The sequence below is a fragment of the Streptomyces sp. NPDC050658 genome (assembly GCF_044457025.1).
Taxonomy (GTDB): Bacteria; Actinomycetota; Actinomycetes; order Streptomycetales; family Streptomycetaceae; genus Streptomyces.
In genome coordinates, this window is the sequence record NZ_JBITGM010000006.1 from 599,255 (window position 1) to 618,120 (window position 18,866).

The 18,866-nt window shown below is 70.9% G+C and carries 16 protein-coding genes and 1 pseudogene; 12 read left to right on the plus strand and 5 right to left on the minus strand.

All coding sequences use genetic code 11. The features are described from left to right. The first annotated feature begins 8 nt into the window (after positions 1–8). The 11 genes from ACIBKX_RS24040 to ACIBKX_RS24090 all read left to right on the plus strand — a co-directional run bounded on the left by ACIBKX_RS24040 (position 9) and on the right by ACIBKX_RS24090 (position 8,627). The gene (locus tag ACIBKX_RS24040; protein WP_363273669.1) at positions 9–962 is read left to right on the plus strand and encodes a DUF2520 domain-containing protein; all 954 of its coding nucleotides are present in this window, start codon (positions 9–11) and stop codon (positions 960–962) included. Further along, positions 959–1,960 (plus strand): pantoate--beta-alanine ligase, encoded by a 1,002-nt coding sequence (panC, locus tag ACIBKX_RS24045; protein WP_363273668.1) that lies wholly within the window; start codon positions 959–961, stop codon positions 1,958–1,960. The genes ACIBKX_RS24040 and panC overlap by 4 nt, the downstream gene beginning before the upstream one ends. Next, positions 1,957–3,681, plus strand: coding sequence for an L-aspartate oxidase (locus ACIBKX_RS24050; protein WP_363273667.1), 1,725 nt, complete (start codon positions 1,957–1,959; stop codon positions 3,679–3,681). The genes panC and ACIBKX_RS24050 overlap by 4 nt, the downstream gene beginning before the upstream one ends. Next, positions 3,678–4,667: a carboxylating nicotinate-nucleotide diphosphorylase gene (gene nadC / locus ACIBKX_RS24055; protein WP_363273666.1), complete on the plus strand. Its 990-nt coding sequence runs from the start codon at positions 3,678–3,680 to the stop codon at positions 4,665–4,667. Before ACIBKX_RS24050 ends, nadC begins: the two co-directional genes overlap by 4 nt. A 7-nt stretch (positions 4,668–4,674) precedes the next feature. After that, a complete protein-coding gene (locus tag ACIBKX_RS24060; protein WP_363273665.1) occupies positions 4,675–5,481 on the plus strand; it encodes a type III pantothenate kinase in 807 nt (268 codons plus the stop codon). A gap of 112 nt (positions 5,482–5,593) precedes the next feature. Next, positions 5,594–5,983, plus strand: a complete 390-nt coding sequence (locus ACIBKX_RS24065) for a hypothetical protein (protein ID WP_363273664.1) — start codon at positions 5,594–5,596, stop codon at positions 5,981–5,983. Between the two features lie 106 nt (positions 5,984–6,089). Continuing rightward, on the plus strand, positions 6,090–6,728 hold the full coding sequence (locus tag ACIBKX_RS24070; protein WP_363273844.1) for a hypothetical protein: 639 nt from the start codon (positions 6,090–6,092) through the stop codon (positions 6,726–6,728). Between the two features lie 13 nt (positions 6,729–6,741). Beyond that, positions 6,742–6,921, plus strand: coding sequence for a hypothetical protein (locus tag ACIBKX_RS24075; RefSeq protein WP_363273663.1), 180 nt, complete (start codon positions 6,742–6,744; stop codon positions 6,919–6,921). Positions 6,922–7,105: 184 nt separating this feature from the next. Continuing rightward, the gene (locus ACIBKX_RS24080) at positions 7,106–7,525 is read left to right on the plus strand and encodes a BlaI/MecI/CopY family transcriptional regulator (protein ID WP_363273662.1); all 420 of its coding nucleotides are present in this window, start codon (positions 7,106–7,108) and stop codon (positions 7,523–7,525) included. Positions 7,526–7,534: 9 nt separating this feature from the next. Continuing rightward, the gene (locus tag ACIBKX_RS24085) at positions 7,535–8,068 is read left to right on the plus strand and encodes an amino-acid N-acetyltransferase (RefSeq protein WP_363273661.1); all 534 of its coding nucleotides are present in this window, start codon (positions 7,535–7,537) and stop codon (positions 8,066–8,068) included. Between the two features lie 223 nt (positions 8,069–8,291). After that, positions 8,292–8,627, plus strand: coding sequence for an Lsr2 family protein (locus ACIBKX_RS24090; protein ID WP_363273660.1), 336 nt, complete (start codon positions 8,292–8,294; stop codon positions 8,625–8,627). Here the strand turns inward: ACIBKX_RS24090 and ACIBKX_RS24095 are convergent. Further along, entirely contained in the window at positions 8,606–9,199 is a 594-nt protein-coding gene (locus ACIBKX_RS24095) for an SCO3374 family protein (protein ID WP_363273659.1), read from the minus strand. The two genes, ACIBKX_RS24090 and ACIBKX_RS24095, sit on opposite strands and share 22 nt — an antisense overlap. Positions 9,200–9,639: 440 nt before the next feature. On the opposite strand from ACIBKX_RS24095, the gene ACIBKX_RS24100 reads away from it, so the two are divergent. Further along, the gene (locus ACIBKX_RS24100) at positions 9,640–12,165 is read left to right on the plus strand and encodes an ATP-dependent Clp protease ATP-binding subunit (RefSeq protein WP_363273658.1); all 2,526 of its coding nucleotides are present in this window, start codon (positions 9,640–9,642) and stop codon (positions 12,163–12,165) included. Between the two features lie 162 nt (positions 12,166–12,327). On the opposite strand, the gene ACIBKX_RS24105 is transcribed toward ACIBKX_RS24100, so the two are convergent. From ACIBKX_RS24105 to ACIBKX_RS24120, 4 genes and pseudogenes are all read right to left on the minus strand, one after another. Next, entirely contained in the window at positions 12,328–14,889 is a 2,562-nt protein-coding gene (locus ACIBKX_RS24105; RefSeq protein ID WP_363273657.1) for an NACHT domain-containing protein, read from the minus strand. Between the two features lie 63 nt (positions 14,890–14,952). Then, positions 14,953–17,511: an NACHT domain-containing protein gene (locus ACIBKX_RS24110; protein ID WP_363273656.1), complete on the minus strand. Its 2,559-nt coding sequence runs from the start codon at positions 17,509–17,511 to the stop codon at positions 14,953–14,955. Positions 17,512–17,564: 53 nt separating this feature from the next. Beyond that, positions 17,565–17,912, minus strand: a complete 348-nt coding sequence (locus tag ACIBKX_RS24115; RefSeq protein ID WP_363273655.1) for a DoxX family protein — start codon at positions 17,910–17,912, stop codon at positions 17,565–17,567. A 303-nt stretch (positions 17,913–18,215) separates the two neighbouring features. Then, positions 18,216–18,542, minus strand: a pseudogene (locus ACIBKX_RS24120) (DUF1016 N-terminal domain-containing protein); the annotation flags it as partial. Between the last annotated feature and the right edge of the window lie 324 nt (positions 18,543–18,866).

An 18,866-nucleotide genomic window follows, 5' to 3' on the forward strand; every position in this document is an offset into this window, starting at 1 on the left:
GTCATCGCGTGAACGCACCTCATCAGCCAGACCCGCGGGACCGCCCCGCGAGGCTCACGGTGGGCGTCGTGGGAGCGGGCCGGGTGGGCCCCGCGCTCGCCGCGGCGCTCCAGTTGGCCGGGCACCGCCCGGTCGCCGCGTCCGGAGTCTCCGACGCGTCCGTCCGTAGGGCCGCGGTGCTGCTGCCCGACGTCCCCCTCGTCCCGCCCGCCCAAGTCCTCGAGCGCGCCGACCTGGTCCTCCTGACCGTGCCGGACGACGCGCTTCCGGGCCTGGTCGAGGGCCTCGCCGAGACCGGCGCCGTCCGCCCCGGCCAGCTCCTCGTGCACACATCGGGGCGGTACGGCACGAAGGTCCTCGAACCGGCGCTGCGGGCCGGCGCCCTGCCGCTCGCCCTGCACCCCGCGATGACGTTCACCGGCACCCCCGTGGACGTCCAGCGGCTGGCCGGCTGCTCCTTCGGAGTGACCGCCCCCGAGGAGCTGCGCCTCGCCGCCGAGGCGCTCGTCATCGAGATGGGCGGCGAGCCCGAGTGGATCGCCGAGGAGTCCAGGCCGCTCTACCACGCGGCCCTCGCACTCGGCGCGAACCACCTGGTCACGCTGGTCGCCGAGTCCATGGAGCTGCTGCGGGACGCGGGCGTCCAGGCCCCCGACCGGATGCTCGGCCCGCTCCTGGGCGCCGCGCTCGACAACGCGCTGCGGTCCGGCGACGCCGCCCTCACCGGCCCCGTCGCGCGCGGTGACGCGGGCACCGTCGCCGCGCACGTGGCCGAGCTGCGCAAGCACGCCCCGCAGACCGTCGCCGGATACCTGGCGATGGCCCGCGCCACCGCCGACCGCGCGCTCGCCCACGGACTGCTCAAGCCGGAGCTCGCCGAGGACCTCCTCGGAGTCCTGGCCAACGGCGCGGGCGGGATCAGCGACACCGGCATCGGCGACCCCGAGGGAGGAAGCCGATGACCCGCCTCCTGCACACCGCCGAAGGGCTGCGCACCCACGCCCGCGACGGCCGCCGCGTCGTCGTCATGACGATGGGCGCCCTGCACGAGGGCCACGCCACGCTGATCCGCACCGCACGCCGCATCGCGGGCGACGACGGCGAGGTCGTCGTCACGGTCTTCGTGAACCCCCTCCAGTTCGGCGCCGGCGAGGACCTCGACCGCTATCCGCGCACGCTGGACGCCGACGTGAAGATCGCCGAACAGGAAGGCGCGGACTTCGTGTTCGCCCCCTCCGTGGACGAGGTCTATCCGGGCGGCGAGCCCCAGGTCCGCGTCAGCGCGGGCCCCATGGGCACCCTCCTGGAAGGCGCCACGCGGCCCGGCCACTTCGACGGCATGCTCACCGTCGTCGCCAAGCTGCTGCACCTCACCCGCCCCGACGTCGCGCTGTACGGGCAGAAGGACGCCCAGCAGCTCGCCCTCATCCGCCGCATGGTGCGGGACCTGAACTTCGGGGTCGACATCGTCGGCGTACCCACCGTCCGCGAGGACGACGGCCTGGCCCTCTCCAGCCGCAACCGCTACCTCTCCCCGGAGGAGCGGCGCACCGCCCTCGCGCTCTCCCAGGCCCTGTTCGCGGGCCGCGACCGGCACGCCGCGCAGGAGGCCCTGCGCGCGCGGGCCGCGTCCGCCCCGGCCACGCACGCGCGCGCGGCCGCGCTGAACGCGCTGGGGGAGTCCCGCGCCGCGGCCGACGCCCACGCCGTCGCCCAGTCCGGCACGCCCTCCGCGCCCGGCGGCCCCGCGGCCGTCCGCGCCGCCGCCCGCCAGGTCCTCGACGACGCGATGCGCGCCAAGCCCCCGCTGGAGCTGGACTACCTGGCGCTCGTCGACCCGGCCGACTTCACGGACGTGGGTCCCGACCACACCGGCGAGGCGGTCCTCGCCGTCGCCGCCAAGGTCGGCGCGACCCGGCTGATCGACAACATCCCGCTCACGTTCGGAGCCACCCCATGAGTGCCACTGGCATACGGCTGCACGCCCCCGCCCCCGGCTGGTCCCTGGACGCCGACGTCGTGGTCGTCGGCTCCGGAGTGGCCGGCCTGACCGCCACGCTGCGCTGCTCGGCCGCCGGACTGAAGACCGTCGTGGTCACCAAGGCCCGCCTCGACGACGGCTCCACGCGCTGGGCGCAGGGCGGCGTCGCCGCCGCGCTCGGTGAGGGCGACACCCCCGAACAGCACCTGGACGACACGCTGGTGGCGGGCGCCGGCCTGTGCGACGAGGGGGCGGTGCGCACCCTCGTCACCGAGGGCCCCGACGCCGTACGCAGGCTCATCGAGACCGGTGCCCTGTTCGACACCGGCCCCGAAGGCGCCATCGAGCTGACCCGCGAGGGCGGTCACCACCGCCGCCGCATCGCGCACGCGGGCGGCGACGCGACCGGCGCGGAGATCTCCCGCGCCCTCGTCGAGGCGGTCCGCGCGCGCGACATACCGACCGTCGAGAACGCCCTGGTGCTCGACCTGCTCACGGACGCCGAAGGCCGCACCGCCGGTGTCTCCCTGCACGTCATGGGCGAGGGCCAGCACGACGGCGTGGGCGCCGTGCACGCCCCCGCGGTGGTCCTCGCCACCGGCGGCATCGGCCAGGTCTTCTCGGCGACCACCAACCCGTCCGTGGCCACGGGCGACGGTGTCGCGCTCGCCCTGCGCGCGGGCGCCGAGGTGAGCGACCTCGAATTCGTGCAGTTCCACCCCACCGTGCTCTTCCTGGGCGCCGACGCGGAGGGCCAGCAGCCGCTGGTCTCCGAGGCCGTCCGTGGCGAGGGCGCGCACCTCGTGGACGCCGACGGGGTGCGCTTCATGGTCGGGCAGCACGAGCTGGCCGAGCTGGCGCCGCGCGACATCGTCGCCAAGGGCATCGTGCGCCGCATGCAGGAGCAGGGCGCCGAGCACATGTTCCTGGACGCCCGGCACTTCGGCGCCGAGATGTGGGCGAACCGCTTCCCGACGATCCTCGCCGCCTGCCGCGCCCACGGCATCGACCCGGTCACCGAGCCCATCCCCATCGCCCCGGCCGCGCACCACGCCTCGGGCGGCGTCCGCACCGACGCGCACGGCCGCACCACGGTCCCCGGTCTGTACGCCTGTGGAGAGGTCGCCTGCACCGGAGTGCACGGCGCCAACCGCCTCGCCTCCAACTCCCTCCTGGAAGGCCTGGTCTACGCCGAGCGGATCGCCGAGGACATCGCGGACCGGCACGCCGAGGACGCCCTCCACGCGCGCGTGCCGTCCCCCGTCGCCCAGCCGGAGACACCGACCCACCCCCTGCTGCCGCCCGAGGCGCGCTTCACCGTCCAGCGCGTGATGACGGAAGGCGCCGGAGTCCTCCGGTCCGCCGACTCGCTCACCGAAGCGGCCGCCCGGCTGGCCCGGGTGCACGCCGAGGCCGCGGGCGCGCTCGCCGAGGACGGCAAGACCGCCGAGCCCGGCGTCGACACCTGGGAGACCACCAACCTGCTGTGCGTGGCCCGCGTCCTGGTGGCCGCGGCGCAGCGCCGCGAGGAGACCCGCGGCTGCCACTGGCGCGAGGACCACGCCGACCGCGACGACGCGGCCTGGCGCCGCCACATCGTCGTACGCCTGAACGCGGACCGGACCCTGGCCGCGTGGACGACCGAGACCACCGACTTCCCCCCGACGACACGACTGACGACGAGACTTCAGGAGAAGTGACCGTGAGCAGCACCCCCGACCTCCCCCTCGCCCCTGTCGGCGGTGGCTGCGGCGACGCCTGCGGCTGCGGCGGAGACGACGCCTACGACCCCCAGGAGTGCGGCCTCGACCCCGCCCTGGCGCAGCTCATCGCCGACGCGGGGCTCGACCCCGTGGAGGTCGAGGACATCGCGCACATGGCGGTCTCGGAGGACCTGGCGGGCGGCGTGGACGTCACCTCGGTCGCCACGATCCCCGAAACGGCCGTCGCCACCGGTGACTTCACCGCCCGCGAGGCCGGCACGGTCGCCGGACTGCGCGTCGCCGAAGCCGTCATCTCCCTGGTCTGCACGGACACCTTCGAGGTCGAGCGGCACGTCGAGGACGGCGACCGCGTCGAGGCGGGCGACAAGCTCCTCAGCGTCACCACCCGCACCCGCGACCTGCTCACCGCCGAGCGCAGCGCGCTCAACCTCCTGTGCCGCCTCTCCGGCATCGCGACCGCCACGCGCGCGTGGGCGGACGCACTGGACGGCACGAAGGCCAGGGTCCGCGACACCCGCAAGACGACGGCGGGCCTGCGCTCCCTGGAGAAGTACGCGGTGCGCATGGGCGGTGGCGTCAACCACCGCATGTCGCTCTCGGACGCGGCGCTGGTGAAGGACAACCACGTGGTGGCCGCCGGCGGCGTGGAGCAGGCCTTCAAGGCCGTCCGCGAGGCCTTCCCGGAGCTGGCCGTGGAGGTCGAGGTCGACACCCTGCACCAGCTGCGCGAGGTCGTGGACGCGGGCGCCGACCTGATCCTCCTGGACAACTTCACGCCGGGCGAGACCGAGGAGGCCGTGGCGATCGTGCACGGCCGCGCGATCCTGGAGTCCTCCGGCCGCCTCACCCTGGAGAACGCACGGGCGTACGCGGACACGGGCGTCGACTACCTCGCGGTGGGCGCCCTCACCCACTCCTCGCCCATCCTGGACATCGGCCTCGACCTGCGCGCGGCGGAGTGATCCCCTCATGCTGCTGACCATCGACGTCGGAAACACCCACACCGTCCTCGGCCTCTTCGACGGCGAGGAGATCGTCGAGCACTGGCGCATCTCCACCGACGCGCGCCGCACCGCCGACGAACTCGCCGTGCTCCTCAACGGGCTGATGGGCATGCATCCCCTCCTGGGGGAGGAGCTGGGCGACGGCATCGACGGCATCGCCATCTGCTCGACGGTCCCGTCCGTCCTGCACGAACTGCGTGAGGTCACCAGGCGCTACTACGGAGACGTGCCCGCCGTCCTCGTGGAGCCCGGCATCAAGACCGGCGTGCCGATCCTCATGGACAACCCCAAGGAGGTCGGCGCCGACCGCATCATCAACGCGGTCGCGGCGGTCGAGCTCTACGGAGGGCCCGCCATCGTCGTCGACTTCGGTACGGCGACGACGTTCGACGCGGTCTCCGCGCGCGGCGAGTACACCGGAGGCGTGATCGCCCCCGGCATCGAGATCTCCGTGGAGGCGCTCGGCGTACGGGGCGCGCAGCTCCGCAAGATCGAGCTGGCGCGGCCCCGCAGCGTGATCGGCAAGAACACCGTGGAGGCCATGCAGTCCGGCATCCTGTACGGCTTCGCGGGCCAGGTCGACGGCGTCGTACGGCGCATGGCGCGCGAACTGGCGGGCCCCGGCGGCGATCCCGAGGACGTGACGGTCATCGCGACGGGCGGGCTCGCGCCCATGGTGCTCGGCGAGGCGACGGTCATCGACGAGCACGAGCCGTGGCTGACCCTGATCGGTCTTCGGCTCGTCTACGAACGGAACGTTTCAAGGAGTTGACCCTTTCCGTACCCGATCCGGCCCCGAGCCGGGTTGCGCACACAACCCTCCGCCCCATACAAGAGTCTGCGCAGGGACGGGAGTTGAGCGGTGTCGACTGGGCGTGGGGCAAATGGGGCGTAGGGGAAGACTGGTCGCGGCGGTGGCGGCCGCGGTGCTGACGGGGGTCGCGGGACCGGCGGGGGCGGCGAGCGCGGCCCAGCCGGTGGCCGTGGTCCGGTCGGTTGCCGTCGTCCAGCCGGTTTCCGCGGGCCAGCCGGTTTCCGTGGGCCAGCCGACCGCGGCGTACGCCGTCGGCGACCCCGCCCCGGTCACCACCACCCGTACGGGAACGGACACCTCCGAAGCCGCCGGTTCCTCCGAGGGCGCCGGCTCCCCGGCCCGCGGCGGCACCATGGCCGACACGGGTGCGGGCGTCCTGCCCTGGATCGCCCTCGGGGGAGCCGCCGCGCTGGGCGTCGGCGCGGTCGCCTTCGCGATGATCCGCCGCCGCACGGACTAGGGCCCGACCGACCCGCAAGCCACGCCAGAAATTGGCGTTAAGCCGATTTTGTCCGTTTAGCGCGTATCGTCGGCTCATGCCCACGCCATACGGATCCCGCGGCGGCATGGCCTTCAGTGCGGAGGAGCTGCGTGTGCTCCGCCGCGCCCTGGCCCTCGCCCTGCACCCCAGCCCCGTCGGTGACGAGGACGTCCAGAGCTGCCTCAGGCTCGCCGAAGCCGTCGACGAGGCGGCACGGGAGGGCGCCAGGCTCCGCGCCTTCCTGCTGGCCGACCTCGCCCGCTACCGGGCCGCCCTGCCCGGCACCGCGACCGGCTATCTCGCCCTTCTCGAGGACGCCGTCGGCGCCGGTCACCCCCCGGCCGCCGACGACCTCGCCGCGCTGCGCGCCCTGCGCGGCAACCCGGTCGCCGCGGCCCTCCTCGACCGCTGCCAGGTCCTCGCCGAACAGGACGTGCGCGCCCGCCTCTCCGGACGCGCCGCCCGGCAGGCCCCGCAACGGCCCCTCGTCCCCGCCTCCCGCACGCGACTGCTCGCCCTCCCCGGCGGCCGCAGCGACGCCGAGCGCCCCGCGGCACCCAAGCCGAAGTCCCCCGCGGCCCCGGCCAGGCGCCCCGACGCCCCCGAGCCGCCCCGCCACCCCGTGCCGACCCCGGCCGAGGTCTTCCCGCCCAAGCGCCGACCAGCGGATCCGGCGGCTCCGGCAAATCCGGCGGACCCGGCGCATCACCTCGCGGCGGGCTAGCTACTCTGGGGGCATGGAATACGTCTCCGCGCTCCTGCCCCCCGTAGTGATGGCCGTGTTCTTCGGCGGTCTCATCGTGACGATCGTGAAGACCCAGGGCGGCGCCAACAAGGCCAAGGAGGACGCGGCGGTCGACGCCGCGATCTCCCGCGCCGAGAGCGTCCGGCAGACCCCGAAGACCGGCGACGCCTGAGAACGTCCCAGATCTGAGAACGTCCCATCCCCCGGATCGCCCCAGATCACCCCCAGATCACCCCGCGCACACGTACGGCGTACGACTCGCTCGCATTTCGAGTCGTACGCCCTTTTTGTTGGGTAAATGACGGCTCCGCCACGTCCGTCACGGCATTAGTGACATCTCCCACTATTGTGCTGGTGTGCCTCGCCCCCTGGGAGAACTCGAAGACGCAGTCATGACACGGGTGTGGAAGTGGAACCGCCCCGTGACCGTTCGGGAAGTCCTTGAAGACCTTCAGCAGGAACGGTCCATCGCCTACACCACTGTCATGACCGTTTTGGACAATCTCCATCAGAAGGGCTGGGTACGCCGTGAAGCGGAAGGCCGCGCCTATCGATATGAGGCGGTCTCCACTCGCGCTGCCTACGCGGCCGCACTGATGAACGAAGCATGGTCCCGGAGTGACAACGCCGCGGCCGCTCTCGTCGCCTTCTTCGGCATGATGTCGCCGGAACAGCGCGAAGCACTCAACGACGCGATGCGCATCGTTCAGGGACCGAACGTTCAGGCACCGAACCCGCCGAACCCCGGCGCGGCGGAGCACGAAGCAGAACGATAGCGTCCGGTCATGCCAGCAGAACCCCCTGAACTCAGCGCTAAAGCAGTCTCCGTACGCCGGGCCCGCACCGCGGATGTGCCGGCCGTGCGGAACCTGCTCGACTCCTACACCCGTCAGGGGATCCTGCTCGACAAAGCGACGGTCGCGCTTTACGAGTCCATCCAGGAGTTCTGGGTGGCGGAACGCGACGACAACGCCGAGGTCGTCGGGTGCGGTGCCCTGCATGTGATGTGGGAAGACCTCGCGGAAGTGCGCACACTCGCGGTGAACCCCGATGTCAAGGGCGCCGGAGTGGGTCATCAGGTGTTGGGGAAGTTGCTGCAGACCGCTCGCTGGCTCGGTGTCCGCCGGGTTTTCTGTCTCACCTTCGAAGTCGACTTCTTCGCGAAGCACGGCTTCGTGGAGATCGGCGAGACGCCTGTCGACGGAGATGTCTACAGTGAGCTGCTGCGTTCCAATGACGAGGGCGTCGCGGAGTTCCTCGGCCTCGAACGAGTGAAACCGAACACCTTGGGCAACAGCCGGATGCTTCTGCATCTGTGATCGTCGCCGGGTATTCCGAGCGGCCCGCTGCCCCGGTTCCCTATGTCCGAAACGCGCATGTTTCCTGGGTTCTCGGGGTCCCGAGTCTCTCCCGGGGGTTTGTGTTTTTCCAGCAAAAGCGGTTTGCTTTCCGACGTACTGCAGTACTGCATATAACAGGGGGCGGCGATTCAGCGGCTCACGCCGCGCGATCCGGCCCAAGTTATCGATGAAAGGAAATCCGGTGGCACAGAAGGTTCAGGTCCTTCTTGTCGATGACCTCGACGGTGGCGAGGCGGACGAGACCGTGACGTTCGCGTTGGACGGCAAGTCGTACGAGATCGACCTCACCACTGCGAACGCGGACAAGCTCCGCGGTCTCCTTGAGCCGTACCTCAAGGGCGGTCGTCGTACCGGTGGCCGTTCGGCGGGGCGCGGCAAGGCCCGTGCCGCTGCCGTGAGCGGTGGTCAGGACACCGCGGCCATTCGCGCCTGGGCGAAGGACAACGGTCTCGAGGTCAACGACCGCGGCCGCGTCCCCGCATCCATCCGTGAGGCCTACGAGAAGGCCAACGGCTGACGACGGCCCCGTCGCAGACGGACCCGGTGGCACTGCGTTGCCGCCGTGTCCACGAGTCGTACGAGACCGGAGCCCACGGCGGGGTCGCTGCGGGGCACGGTGCCACCCCCCACGGAAGTCAGGGACGGCAGTGCCGGCAGCGTCGGCTCCACCTCGCACCCGGGCTCTGGGGGGCGCAGCCAGACGGCGGCCCCCCGCGACCCCGACCACCCCGGAGGCGTGGGCGCATCGGTCCGCCCGCCCGCCCCGGAGGCCGTGAGCTCCAGGGGGATGTCCCCCCACTCCAGCCACTCCAGGAGCCCCGGCAGCTCCTCGGCGCTCCCCGCGGCCACGAAGAGCCGCATCGATTCCCCGCGCAGCGCCACCGGCGCCTTCGGCCCGAGATGCCGCAGCGCGGCGAAGCCGGCCTCCGCGGGCAGCTCCAGCACATCGAAGCGGAGCCCCGTGAGCAGTTGCACCGGCAGGCCCGGACGCGGATCCGCGGTCGCCCAGCCGAGCTCGTTCGCGTACCACTGACGCACCGGATCGCTCTGCTCGGCCGGCAGGCGGGGCTGGGGAACGGTGAGGGCCATGTCTGAGGAACCGCCGGGAGGGCGGGCAGGTTACGCAACGTGGCGGCGCGAACGCGCTGCGTGTCCAAAATGGGGGCGTAAAAGCGTGTTCGGCGGCGCAAGGGTGTTCGCCCGTAGCGGAGGGAACCGGGGCACGCCGCATGGAGTGTCAGTCGTTACGGGTAAGACATCCCTAGTGGGGAGGGGCGACACGCGCGCAAGGCCGTCTCACGTTCGCCATCGGCGTAGTGATGGTGAGGGTAAGTGCCTGGCCTGCGGGAACATCGTCTCGCACCATCGGGTTGGAGCAGTTGTCGGCGTTCGGGGTCAGGAGGCACCTCTTGTTCTCGGCCGGGTGTCGGCAGTTGGAATGAGCGGTCCCCGCTTGCGGGACTAAGCTGCGGAAGGACAGGGAGGGGATCGTCCCCAATCTTTCTGACCGCTCTGAGGAGCGATTAACGATGTTCGAGAGGTTCACCGACCGCGCGCGGCGGGTTGTCGTCCTGGCTCAGGAAGAAGCCCGGATGCTCAACCACAACTACATCGGCACCGAGCACATCCTCCTGGGCTTGATCCACGAGGGCGAGGGTGTCGCCGCTAAGGCCCTGGAGAGCCTCGGGATTTCGCTCGAGGCGGTCCGCCAGCAGGTGGAGGAGATCATCGGGCAGGGCCAGCAGGCTCCGTCCGGCCACATCCCCTTCACCCCCCGTGCCAAGAAGGTCCTGGAGCTTTCGCTCCGCGAGGCCCTTCAGCTGGGCCACAACTACATCGGCACGGAGCACATCCTGCTCGGCCTGATCCGCGAGGGCGAGGGCGTCGCCGCCCAGGTCCTGGTCAAGCTGGGTGCCGATCTCAACCGGGTGCGGCAGCAGGTCATCCAGCTGCTCTCCGGATACCAGGGCAAGGAGACCGCCACCGCCGGCGGTCCTGCCGAGGGCACGCCCTCCACGTCCCTGGTGCTCGACCAGTTCGGCCGGAACCTCACCCAGGCCGCTCGTGAGTCCAAGCTCGACCCGGTCATCGGGCGCGAGAAGGAGATCGAGCGGGTCATGCAGGTGCTGTCCCGCCGTACGAAGAACAACCCCGTGCTCATCGGCGAGCCCGGCGTCGGCAAGACCGCCGTCGTCGAGGGCCTCGCCCAGGCCATCGTCAAGGGCGAGGTGCCCGAGACCCTCAAGGACAAGCACCTCTACACCCTGGACCTCGGCGCGCTCGTCGCCGGCTCCCGCTACCGCGGTGACTTCGAGGAGCGCCTGAAGAAGGTCCTCAAGGAGATCCGCACCCGCGGCGACATCATCCTGTTCATCGACGAGCTGCACACCCTGGTGGGTGCGGGTGCCGCCGAGGGCGCGATCGACGCGGCTTCCATCCTGAAGCCGATGCTCGCCCGCGGTGAGCTGCAGACCATCGGTGCCACCACGCTCGACGAGTACCGCAAGCACCTGGAGAAGGACGCCGCGCTCGAGCGCCGCTTCCAGCCCATCCAGGTCGCGGAGCCGTCGCTGCCGCACACCATCGAGATCCTCAAGGGTCTGCGCGACCGTTACGAGGCCCACCACAGGGTCTCCATCACGGACGAGGCGCTGGTCCAGGCCGCCACCCTGGCCGACAGGTACATCTCGGACCGCTTCCTGCCGGACAAGGCGATCGACCTGATCGACGAGGCCGGTTCCCGGATGCGCATCCGCCGGATGACCGCGCCGCCGGACCTCCGCGAGTTCGACGAGAAGATCGCGGGCGTCCGTCGCGACAAGGAGTCGGCCATCGACTCCCAGGACTTCGAGAAGGCGGCCTCGCTGCGTGACAAGGAGAAGCAGCTCCTTGCCGCCAAGGCCAAGCGCGAGAAGGAATGGAAGGCCGGCGACATGGACGTCGTCGCCGAGGTCGACGGCGAGCTCATCGCCGAGGTCCTCGCCACGGCGACCGGTATTCCGGTCTTCAAGCTCACCGAGGAGGAGTCCTCGCGGCTGCTCCGCATGGAGGACGAGCTCCACAAGCGGGTCATCGGTCAGAAGGACGCCATCAAGGCGCTTTCGCAGGCGATTCGGCGTACGCGCGCCGGTCTGAAGGACCCGAAGCGCCCCGGTGGTTCGTTCATCTTCGCCGGCCCGTCCGGTGTCGGTAAGACCGAGCTTTCCAAGACGCTCGCCGAATTCCTCTTCGGCGACGAGGACGCCCTGATCTCCCTCGACATGTCGGAGTTCAGCGAGAAGCACACGGTCTCGCGTCTCTTCGGTTCGCCTCCCGGATATGTCGGGTACGAAGAGGGCGGTCAGCTGACCGAGAAGGTCCGCCGCAAGCCGTTCTCGGTGGTTCTCTTCGACGAGGTCGAGAAGGCCCACCCGGATATCTTCAACTCGCTTCTGCAGATCCTGGAAGACGGTCGTCTGACCGACTCCCAGGGCCGGGTCGTGGACTTCAAGAACACGGTCATCATCATGACGACCAACCTCGGCACGCGTGACATCTCCAAGGGCTTCAACCTGGGATTCGCCGCGTCGGGTGACGTCAAGACCAACTACGAGCGCATGAAGACCAAGGTCAACGACGAGCTGAAGCAGCACTTCCGCCCGGAGTTCCTGAACCGTGTCGACGACACGGTGGTCTTCCACCAGCTCACCGAGGAAGACATCATCCAGATCGTCGACCTCATGATCGCCAAGGTGGACGAGCGCCTCAAGGACCGCGACATGGGGATCGAGCTCAGCTCGACCGCCAAGAAGCTCCTGGCGAAGAAGGGTTACGACCCCGTCCTGGGCGCCCGGCCGCTGCGCCGGACGATCCAGCGCGAGATCGAGGACATCCTGTCGGAGAAGATCCTCTTCGGCGAGCTGCGCCCCGGCCACATCGTGGTCGTCGACACGGAGGGCGAGGGCGAGACCGCCACGTTCACCTTCCGTGGCGAGGAGAAGGCGGCGCTGCCGGATGTTCCGCCGATCGAGCAGGCCGCTGGCGGCGCGGGGCCTAACCTGAGCAAGGAGGCGTAGGCCTGCGGCCCGCCTTATAGCAGTGCAGGGGCTGCCCCGGATCGTTTCGTACGGTTCGGGGCAGCCCCTTTCTGGCTTCTCCCGGCTGCGGGTTCCTCGTGGCTTGTCGCGCAGTTCCCCGCGCCCCTTACGGGGCGCTCCTGCCCCGCCCCTTTCGAGGTGCTAGGACGTGATCGTGACCCCCTCCGGCACGTTCCGGACCCTCGGCAGTCGTGGATTGACCCGTAGCACGCTCAGGTTCGGGAAGCGGGAGAGCCATGTCATGTCCGGGTCGGCCAGTTCGGCGGTGATCCAGAGGTGGGTGAGCTGCTCGTGTTCCAGGCCGTCGAGGAGTTCCTCCGTGCCCATCACGCCGACCACCTGGATCCACGGCCGGCCGCCCAGCTGGCGCAGTGCCGCCAGCTCGGCGGTGTCGGAGACCGGGAAGTACAGGCCCACCGGATCGAGATGGGCGATGATCTCCTGCGCGTACCGCTCCGTGTCGAAGTGCCGCCACGGCCGGGCCAGCTCCGCCCGGATGGACAGCGCCGAGCGGTGCCGCAGCCGGGCCAGATAGTCGATCGCGGCGTCGTCCGCGACGCGGGTCGCCGTGATGGCGAGGAGCAGCGCCTGCTGGTCGCTCGGCACCTGCTCCGGGTCCGGCAGCTGCTCCAGGACGATGGGGCCGACCCAGCCGAGGCTGCGGGCGGCGAGTTCGGTCGTGGGGCGTACGAGGTTCTTGGTGCGGTCGTGGACGAGTTGCTGCACCGCGGGGTCCAGCTCGGAGACATGCTCCAGGCAGGCCGCGGCCATCAGGCGCCGGTGGTTCACATGCGGGCGGCGCAGGTTCGGGGCCGCCGCCAGGAGCCGCTCCAGGAAGTCCGCGCACTCCTCGGGCCGGGCGTGCGCGGCGGCCATCCGGATGACCTCCTCCCACTCCGAGCGGTGCGCGTGGTCGACCAGCGTGCGGAACCGGCCGCGGGCCACGATCTCCTTGGCGGCCAGATAGTCCTGGAAGGTGCGGTGGATGAAGTCCACGGAGAGGCCCGCCTGCTCGCGCAGCAGCCCCGTGCGGTGCAGCAGATGCCGGAAGATCTTCTCGCCGTCGCCCTCCGCGCGGGCGGAGGGGATCGCGGGCAGCGCCGCGTCCAGGATGGCGATCACGCGATGGCGGGGCAGCTCCGAGACGCCTTCCTCGACCATCGCGTGCGCGAGCTTGCGCAGGAGCAGCTCCCGGGGGCCTTGCTGGAGCCGTACGTCATCGGCGTACAGAACATCCCGCTCGGGATCGCGGCGCTGCAGGAGCATCTCCAGGGCCGCGTCGTACAGCTCCTTGCGCCCTTTGGGCAGTGAGCCGGAGCGGTCGCGGTTCAGGGCGCAGATGAGGCCGCACATCAGCGGGTTCGTGGCCAGCTGGCGCAGTTCGCGGTAGATCCGTACGGAGTGCAGCAGCCGCTGCTCGTACTCCCTCAGCTCGTCGCGCTCGCGCTGCTCCTTGCACTGGTCGTCGCTGAGCGCCGCCGCGTGCCAGTCGTGGATGAAGTGCGTGACCTGGTCGCGGGACATCGGGGCGAGCGAGAGTTCCTTGAAGCCCTCCTCGGCGAGGCGTTCCTGGGCCAGCCAGCCGTCCTCGACGGCGGAGGGGCGGGACGTGACCAGGCAGCCGTTGCCGGAGAAGATGCGGAGCAGACGGCGGAGCTGGCCGCGCAGTTCGCCGCGGGTCTCCTCCGGGGCCTCGTCGATGCCGTCGACGAGGAGCATGGCGCGTCCGGCCAGGAGCGTCCGTACGACCCAGCCCTCGGGGGCCTGGTCGGCCAGCGGGTGGCGGATCGCGTGCAGGAAGTCGTCCGGGGCGGGGAAGCCCTCGCGGGCGAAGCGGCGTACGGGGAGCACGAACGGCACGCGGGAGCCCTCGCGGGCTGCGGCCACCGCGAGCCACTGCACGAGGGTCGTCTTGCCGGAGCCCGCGTCGCCGCGAAGCAGCACCCGCTCGTGGCCCTCCAGGGCCCGGTCGGCCAGCAGCACGGTCCTCGGTTCACCGGGCACACCGCTGCCGCTGCTCTCCTCGGCCTCCAGGCTGAGGTAGGTGTCCTCCAGGGGCCAGCGGTCGGGCGCGTTGGCGAGGTCCACTCCGACGATGGTCAGCCAGCCGTGCTGCCGGACGACCTCTTCGGCGTACCGGACCTCGAAGTCCCGGTCCTCCTGGGACCGTTCGGGCTGGCGGGCGGCGGCCTCCGCGTCGTTCAGGTCGACGAGCTGGCGTATACGGCTGGAGCGTCCGGGCATGTGCTGCTGGATGTAGGGGGAGCGGCGGACGAAGTGGTACAGGATGTGCAGGCACACGGCCACGAGCAGCTCGTCGTGGAACCACGCGGCGCCGGGCGTCAGCCCCCGGTCCGCGCCCTGCACGGCACCGCGCAGCCGCCGGGCGTAGTCCTGCGGCCCGAGCCGCACGGCGTCGACATCGGTGAGATCCAGCTCCCCGACCGCGAGCAGGGTCCTCGCCAGCACATCCGCCACGGCGGTGAGTTCACCGCTGGGAGCGGTCTGCGCCTCGGCCGCGAGATGGACGAACTCGGCGGCCGTGCGGTGTACGTCGTCCGGTGTCGCGGGGGCGTCGGGGCCGCGCCAGGTGGTGAGGGCGGCGATCAGAGCGGCGGCGACGGGCCGCTGCTCGGGAGGGCGGATGAGCCGTTGCACGAGGGGCGCGGCGAGGGTGGTCGGGATGCGGACAACGGGCTCCATGGGCATGGGAAGTCCCTGTCGGTGGCTGACGGTGGCGTGGAACCGTTGAAGGTCAAGGGTAGGTCAACTGCGCCTGGACGGTGGGTCGGTGAGCCGGATCCAGTCGGGGACCTGGGCCGCGACGGCGGCGTTCACCTTCGCCGTCACCCGGACCTCCGCAAGACGCGGGAAGGCGCTGAGCCAGGCGAGGCCTTCCACCGGATGCGGGGCGTCCAGCCCCAGCCGCTCCAGCCGGTCGGGTACGAGGAGTTCGGTGAGGTCGTCGACGCGGTAGGCGCCGATGACCTGGACGTCCGACCAGCCGCCGATCGCCCGCAGGGCGCGCAGATCCTCGGTGTCGCGCACCTCCACCGTGTGCTGGTGGGGCAGGTGGGCGAGGATGTCACGGGCGTACGTCGCGTGGTCGAAGCGGGACCAGGACGCGGCCAGCGTCGACTGCACGGCGGGGCTCGGATGGCCCCGGAAGGCGGTCAGGAAGTGCAGCGCGGCCTCCGTGCCGAGCCGGGTCGCGGCCCACGTCACCATGGACGCCGTCTCGTCGTCGATCCGCTCGGGCCCCGGCAGCAGCGCGACCAGCAGATCGCCGCCGGCCTGTGCGAGATGGCTCGCCTCGGAGAAGGTGCGGGGCGGGATGAGCGAGCCGACGCCCGCCTCCACGAGCGTACGAACCGACGGTTCGACCTCCGCCGCGTACCGCAGCCCCGCCGCCGCGAGGAGCTTGCCGCGCGAGGTGTCGCGGCCGACGAGGCGCCGCAGCATGTCCTCGGCCTCCCTCGGCCGGGCGTGCGCGATGGCCAGCAGGATCACGTCCTCCCACTGGTCGGCCTCCGCGTTGTTCAGGAGCAGATCGAAGTCCAGCTCCTGCACCGCGAGCCGAGAACCCAGATAGTCCTGGAAGGTGCGGTGCAGGAAGTCGACGCGCCCGTCCGCCGGTTCGCGCAGCAGGCCTGAGCGGAGCAGCAGCGAGGTGTAGACCTCCTCGGTGCTGCGGTCGGTCAGATTCACGGCGGGCACGGCCTGCCCGATGATGGTCAGCGCCTCCAGCCGGCTCATCTCCGAGCGGCTGTTGCGGATCAGCCACCAGGCGAGCTTCTGGAGGAGCTGGATCTGGGTGGCGTACGGAATGCGCAGTCCGTCCGGGTGCTCCAACTGCCGCTCCCGGTCCCGGCGTTCGAGGAGCATCGTCAGGGCGGCCTCGTACAGCGACTTGCGGTCCTGCGGCAGGAAGCCACGCCGGTCGCGGTGCAGGGCGCAGAGCATGCCGCACATCAGGGGATTGGTGGCGAGCTGGTTCAACTCCGAGGTGGTGCGCACCGCTTGGAGCAGGGAGTCCCCGGTGTCCTCGTCCGCACCGGCGGCGCGGTGCCAGCGGCGTACGAAGGTGGCGACGTCGTCGCGGGCCATCGGGGAGAGCGTGAGCTCGCCGAAGCCCTGGGCGCCGAGCCAGCGTTCCGGTACGGCGGAGGGGCGCGAGGTGACGAGCCACAGGTTGCCGGGAAAGGCCCGCACGAGCTCGCGCAGCCAGCGCCGAGTCGCCTCCCGCCGGTCGGCGGCGATTTCGTCTATCCCATCGACGAGCAGCACCCCGCGCCGGGCGCGGAGCACCCGCTCCACCCACCCGGTGGGCTGCTCACCCGCGATGGGACAGGCCACGGCCTTCAAGAACTCCCCTGGGATGGGCAGTTCGGCTCCCGGCCGCACGATCCTCCGCATGGGCAGCACGAAGGGCACCGTCCCGATGAGATGCGCGAGCCCGTGCTCGTACGTCCGATTGGCCGCTGTCACGGCCAGCCACTGGACCAGAGTCGTCTTCCCGGAACCGGCGACGCCGCGCAGCAGCACCTGGTCGTGCTGGGCGAGCACCTGCTCGGCGGGAAGATGCAGCCCGCTGCCGCCGTGCCCGGCGCGCTCGCGGGTCGCCTCCAGGCTGAGGTAGGCGGTGTCCAGCGGCCATTCGCTGGTCCCCGCGTCGAGACCGTAGATGGTGAGGGTGCCGTGGCGCTCCGCGATGTGCGCGGCGTAGGCCTCCTCGAAGCCGGCGTCCTCGGCGGACTGCGCGGGAAGCCGTTCGAGCAGGATGTCGACGGCTTGCACGAGCCGCGCCAACTGCTGGCTCTGTCCGACTTGTTGGCGGGCGATGAAGGTGGAGCGGCGGGTGAAGAAGTTCAGGATGTGGAGCGAGGCGGTGTGCAGGAGGCGGTCGTGGAGGAGTTCGCCTTCGAGGGTGAGGCCGTATGAGCGCTCGGGTGCGTGCTGCCGCAGCAGACGCGCGAATTCCTCGGGCCCGAGGGCGACGGCTTCGTAGTCCTCGATGGTGAGGGTGCCGAGGGAGGAGAGGGAGCGGGCGAGGGCGTTGCGTACGGCGACGGCCTCGTCGGCCTTCACGGGCCGCTCGCCGGGCGCCGCCCCCTTCAGGGCTCGGCGCACCAGCTCGTCGGCGATCTTCTCTACGTCCTTCGGGGTGACCCCGCGCTTCTCCCCGCTGAAGGAGACGAGCGAGGAGATCCGCACCGGCTTGGTCACCAGGGCCGCGCCCGGCTGCTCGGCCACGAAGAGCTTCTTGACGAGCGGGGTGACCACGCTGGAGGCGATGCGGGCGCCCAGCGTCGCGGCTTCGACCATTTCTTGAGGGTAGGTGAAGTGGGGCTGTGCTGCGGGGAGTTGGCGTGGGCCTCTCAGGCGGCGAGGCCGAGGACGAGGGCGCCGGCTACGGGGGCGGCGTAGATGAGGGGGTAGGGGATGTGGGCGTACCAGTGGGCGCGGACGACGGTGACGACCGCGCCCAGGAAGTAGGCGACGAGGCAGATCCCGGCGGCGACACCGATGGCCGGCACGGCGAGCCCGACCACCAGCCCCAAGGCGCCGGCCGCCTTGGCGGTACCGAGCCAGGGGAGCCAGGACATGGGGACGCCGTAGTCGGCCATGGGCTCCATGACCCACTTGGAGCGGAGGAAGACGGAGACGGCGGAGAAGGTGACCATGGCGGCGGCGAGGACGGTGACGATGACGTGAGCGGTGGACATTCCGGTCTCCTCAGTGAGCGGGGCCTGCCGGGGCGGGGTGCTCCGGCCGGGGCGTCTGTCTTGGGTGCTGCTTCACTGCTCTGACGGAGGGGGTGGGGGGAATGTGACCGGCGCGGCAAGAACCACAGCTGCTTGTCATTCACATGCTCGTCATTCACATGCTCGTCATTCACATGCTCGTCACTCACATGCTCGTCACTCACACGAGATGGACGCCGTCGATGACTTCCTGGACGACCCGGGACAGATCCTGTTCGCTGGGGATCAGTTCGCGCTCGGCGGGGGCCAGCGTCGAGTAGGACGTCACGGCCATGGGGTTGTTGCCGGCGCCGAGCGACAGCTGTACGGCTGCCTTGTTGTGGCGCGGTCCAGGAGGACGCGGGACCAGCCGTTGCGGACGGCTTCGGTGGCGTAGAAGTCCAGCCAGGTGCGGGCCATCTTGTGCATGTACATCAGGTTGCTTCGGGAGAAGCCGCGCTGGTTCGGAATGGTCGCCTTCAGGTCCGCCGCGAGCCGGGACACGTCCTTGGTTCCCCAGCTCTCCTGTTCCTGACGGGCGAGGATCAGCTTGCCGATCTGCCAGTGCATCTGGACCAGTTCGGTGTTCACGGCGCGCTGCGCGCGGAGACGGGCGCCGGCGACGTGGCGGGAACTGTGGCCGACGGAGCCTTGGTGGCCTCGGCGGTCCTTTGGCTCACGGGGCCGAGACTTGCGTACGGGCCTTTACAGGCGGGGAGTTGGTGTCAGCTCATCCGAACGGGTGATGGGGCGACGCGGGTTCGTTTGAGGGGCTGGGGTCAGGGCGGCTGCTTTCCGTGGCCCGGTGCCTTCGATCGTGGCCGGGGCCGCCCGGTTCTGGGGAGTGTGGCGGTTCCGGCGCCCCTGTAAAGGGCGCTCCCTTCGGTCGCGTCGGCTTCGCCGATTCCGCTTGCGCTCCACCCTTGACAGGCCCGC

Coding starts and splice junctions, on each gene's coding strand:
- panC (WP_363273668.1), top strand. CDS start 959: ATGACCCGCCTCCTGCACACCGCCGAAGGGCTGCGCACCCACGCCCGC.
- ACIBKX_RS24050 (WP_363273667.1), top strand. CDS start 1,957: ATGAGTGCCACTGGCATACGGCTGCACGCCCCCGCCCCCGGCTGGTCC.
- ACIBKX_RS24060 (WP_363273665.1), top strand. CDS start 4,675: ATGCTGCTGACCATCGACGTCGGAAACACCCACACCGTCCTCGGCCTC.
- ACIBKX_RS24065 (WP_363273664.1), top strand. CDS start 5,594: ATGGGGCGTAGGGGAAGACTGGTCGCGGCGGTGGCGGCCGCGGTGCTG.
- ACIBKX_RS24070 (WP_363273844.1), top strand. CDS start 6,090: ATGGCCTTCAGTGCGGAGGAGCTGCGTGTGCTCCGCCGCGCCCTGGCC.
- ACIBKX_RS24075 (WP_363273663.1), top strand. CDS start 6,742: ATGGAATACGTCTCCGCGCTCCTGCCCCCCGTAGTGATGGCCGTGTTC.
- ACIBKX_RS24085 (WP_363273661.1), top strand. CDS start 7,535: ATGCCAGCAGAACCCCCTGAACTCAGCGCTAAAGCAGTCTCCGTACGC.
- ACIBKX_RS24095 (WP_363273659.1), bottom strand. CDS start 9,199: ATGGCCCTCACCGTTCCCCAGCCCCGCCTGCCGGCCGAGCAGAGCGAT.
- ACIBKX_RS24100 (WP_363273658.1), top strand. CDS start 9,640: ATGTTCGAGAGGTTCACCGACCGCGCGCGGCGGGTTGTCGTCCTGGCT.
- ACIBKX_RS24105 (WP_363273657.1), bottom strand. CDS start 14,889: ATGGAGCCCGTTGTCCGCATCCCGACCACCCTCGCCGCGCCCCTCGTG.
- ACIBKX_RS24110 (WP_363273656.1), bottom strand. CDS start 17,511: ATGGTCGAAGCCGCGACGCTGGGCGCCCGCATCGCCTCCAGCGTGGTC.
- ACIBKX_RS24115 (WP_363273655.1), bottom strand. CDS start 17,912: ATGTCCACCGCTCACGTCATCGTCACCGTCCTCGCCGCCGCCATGGTC.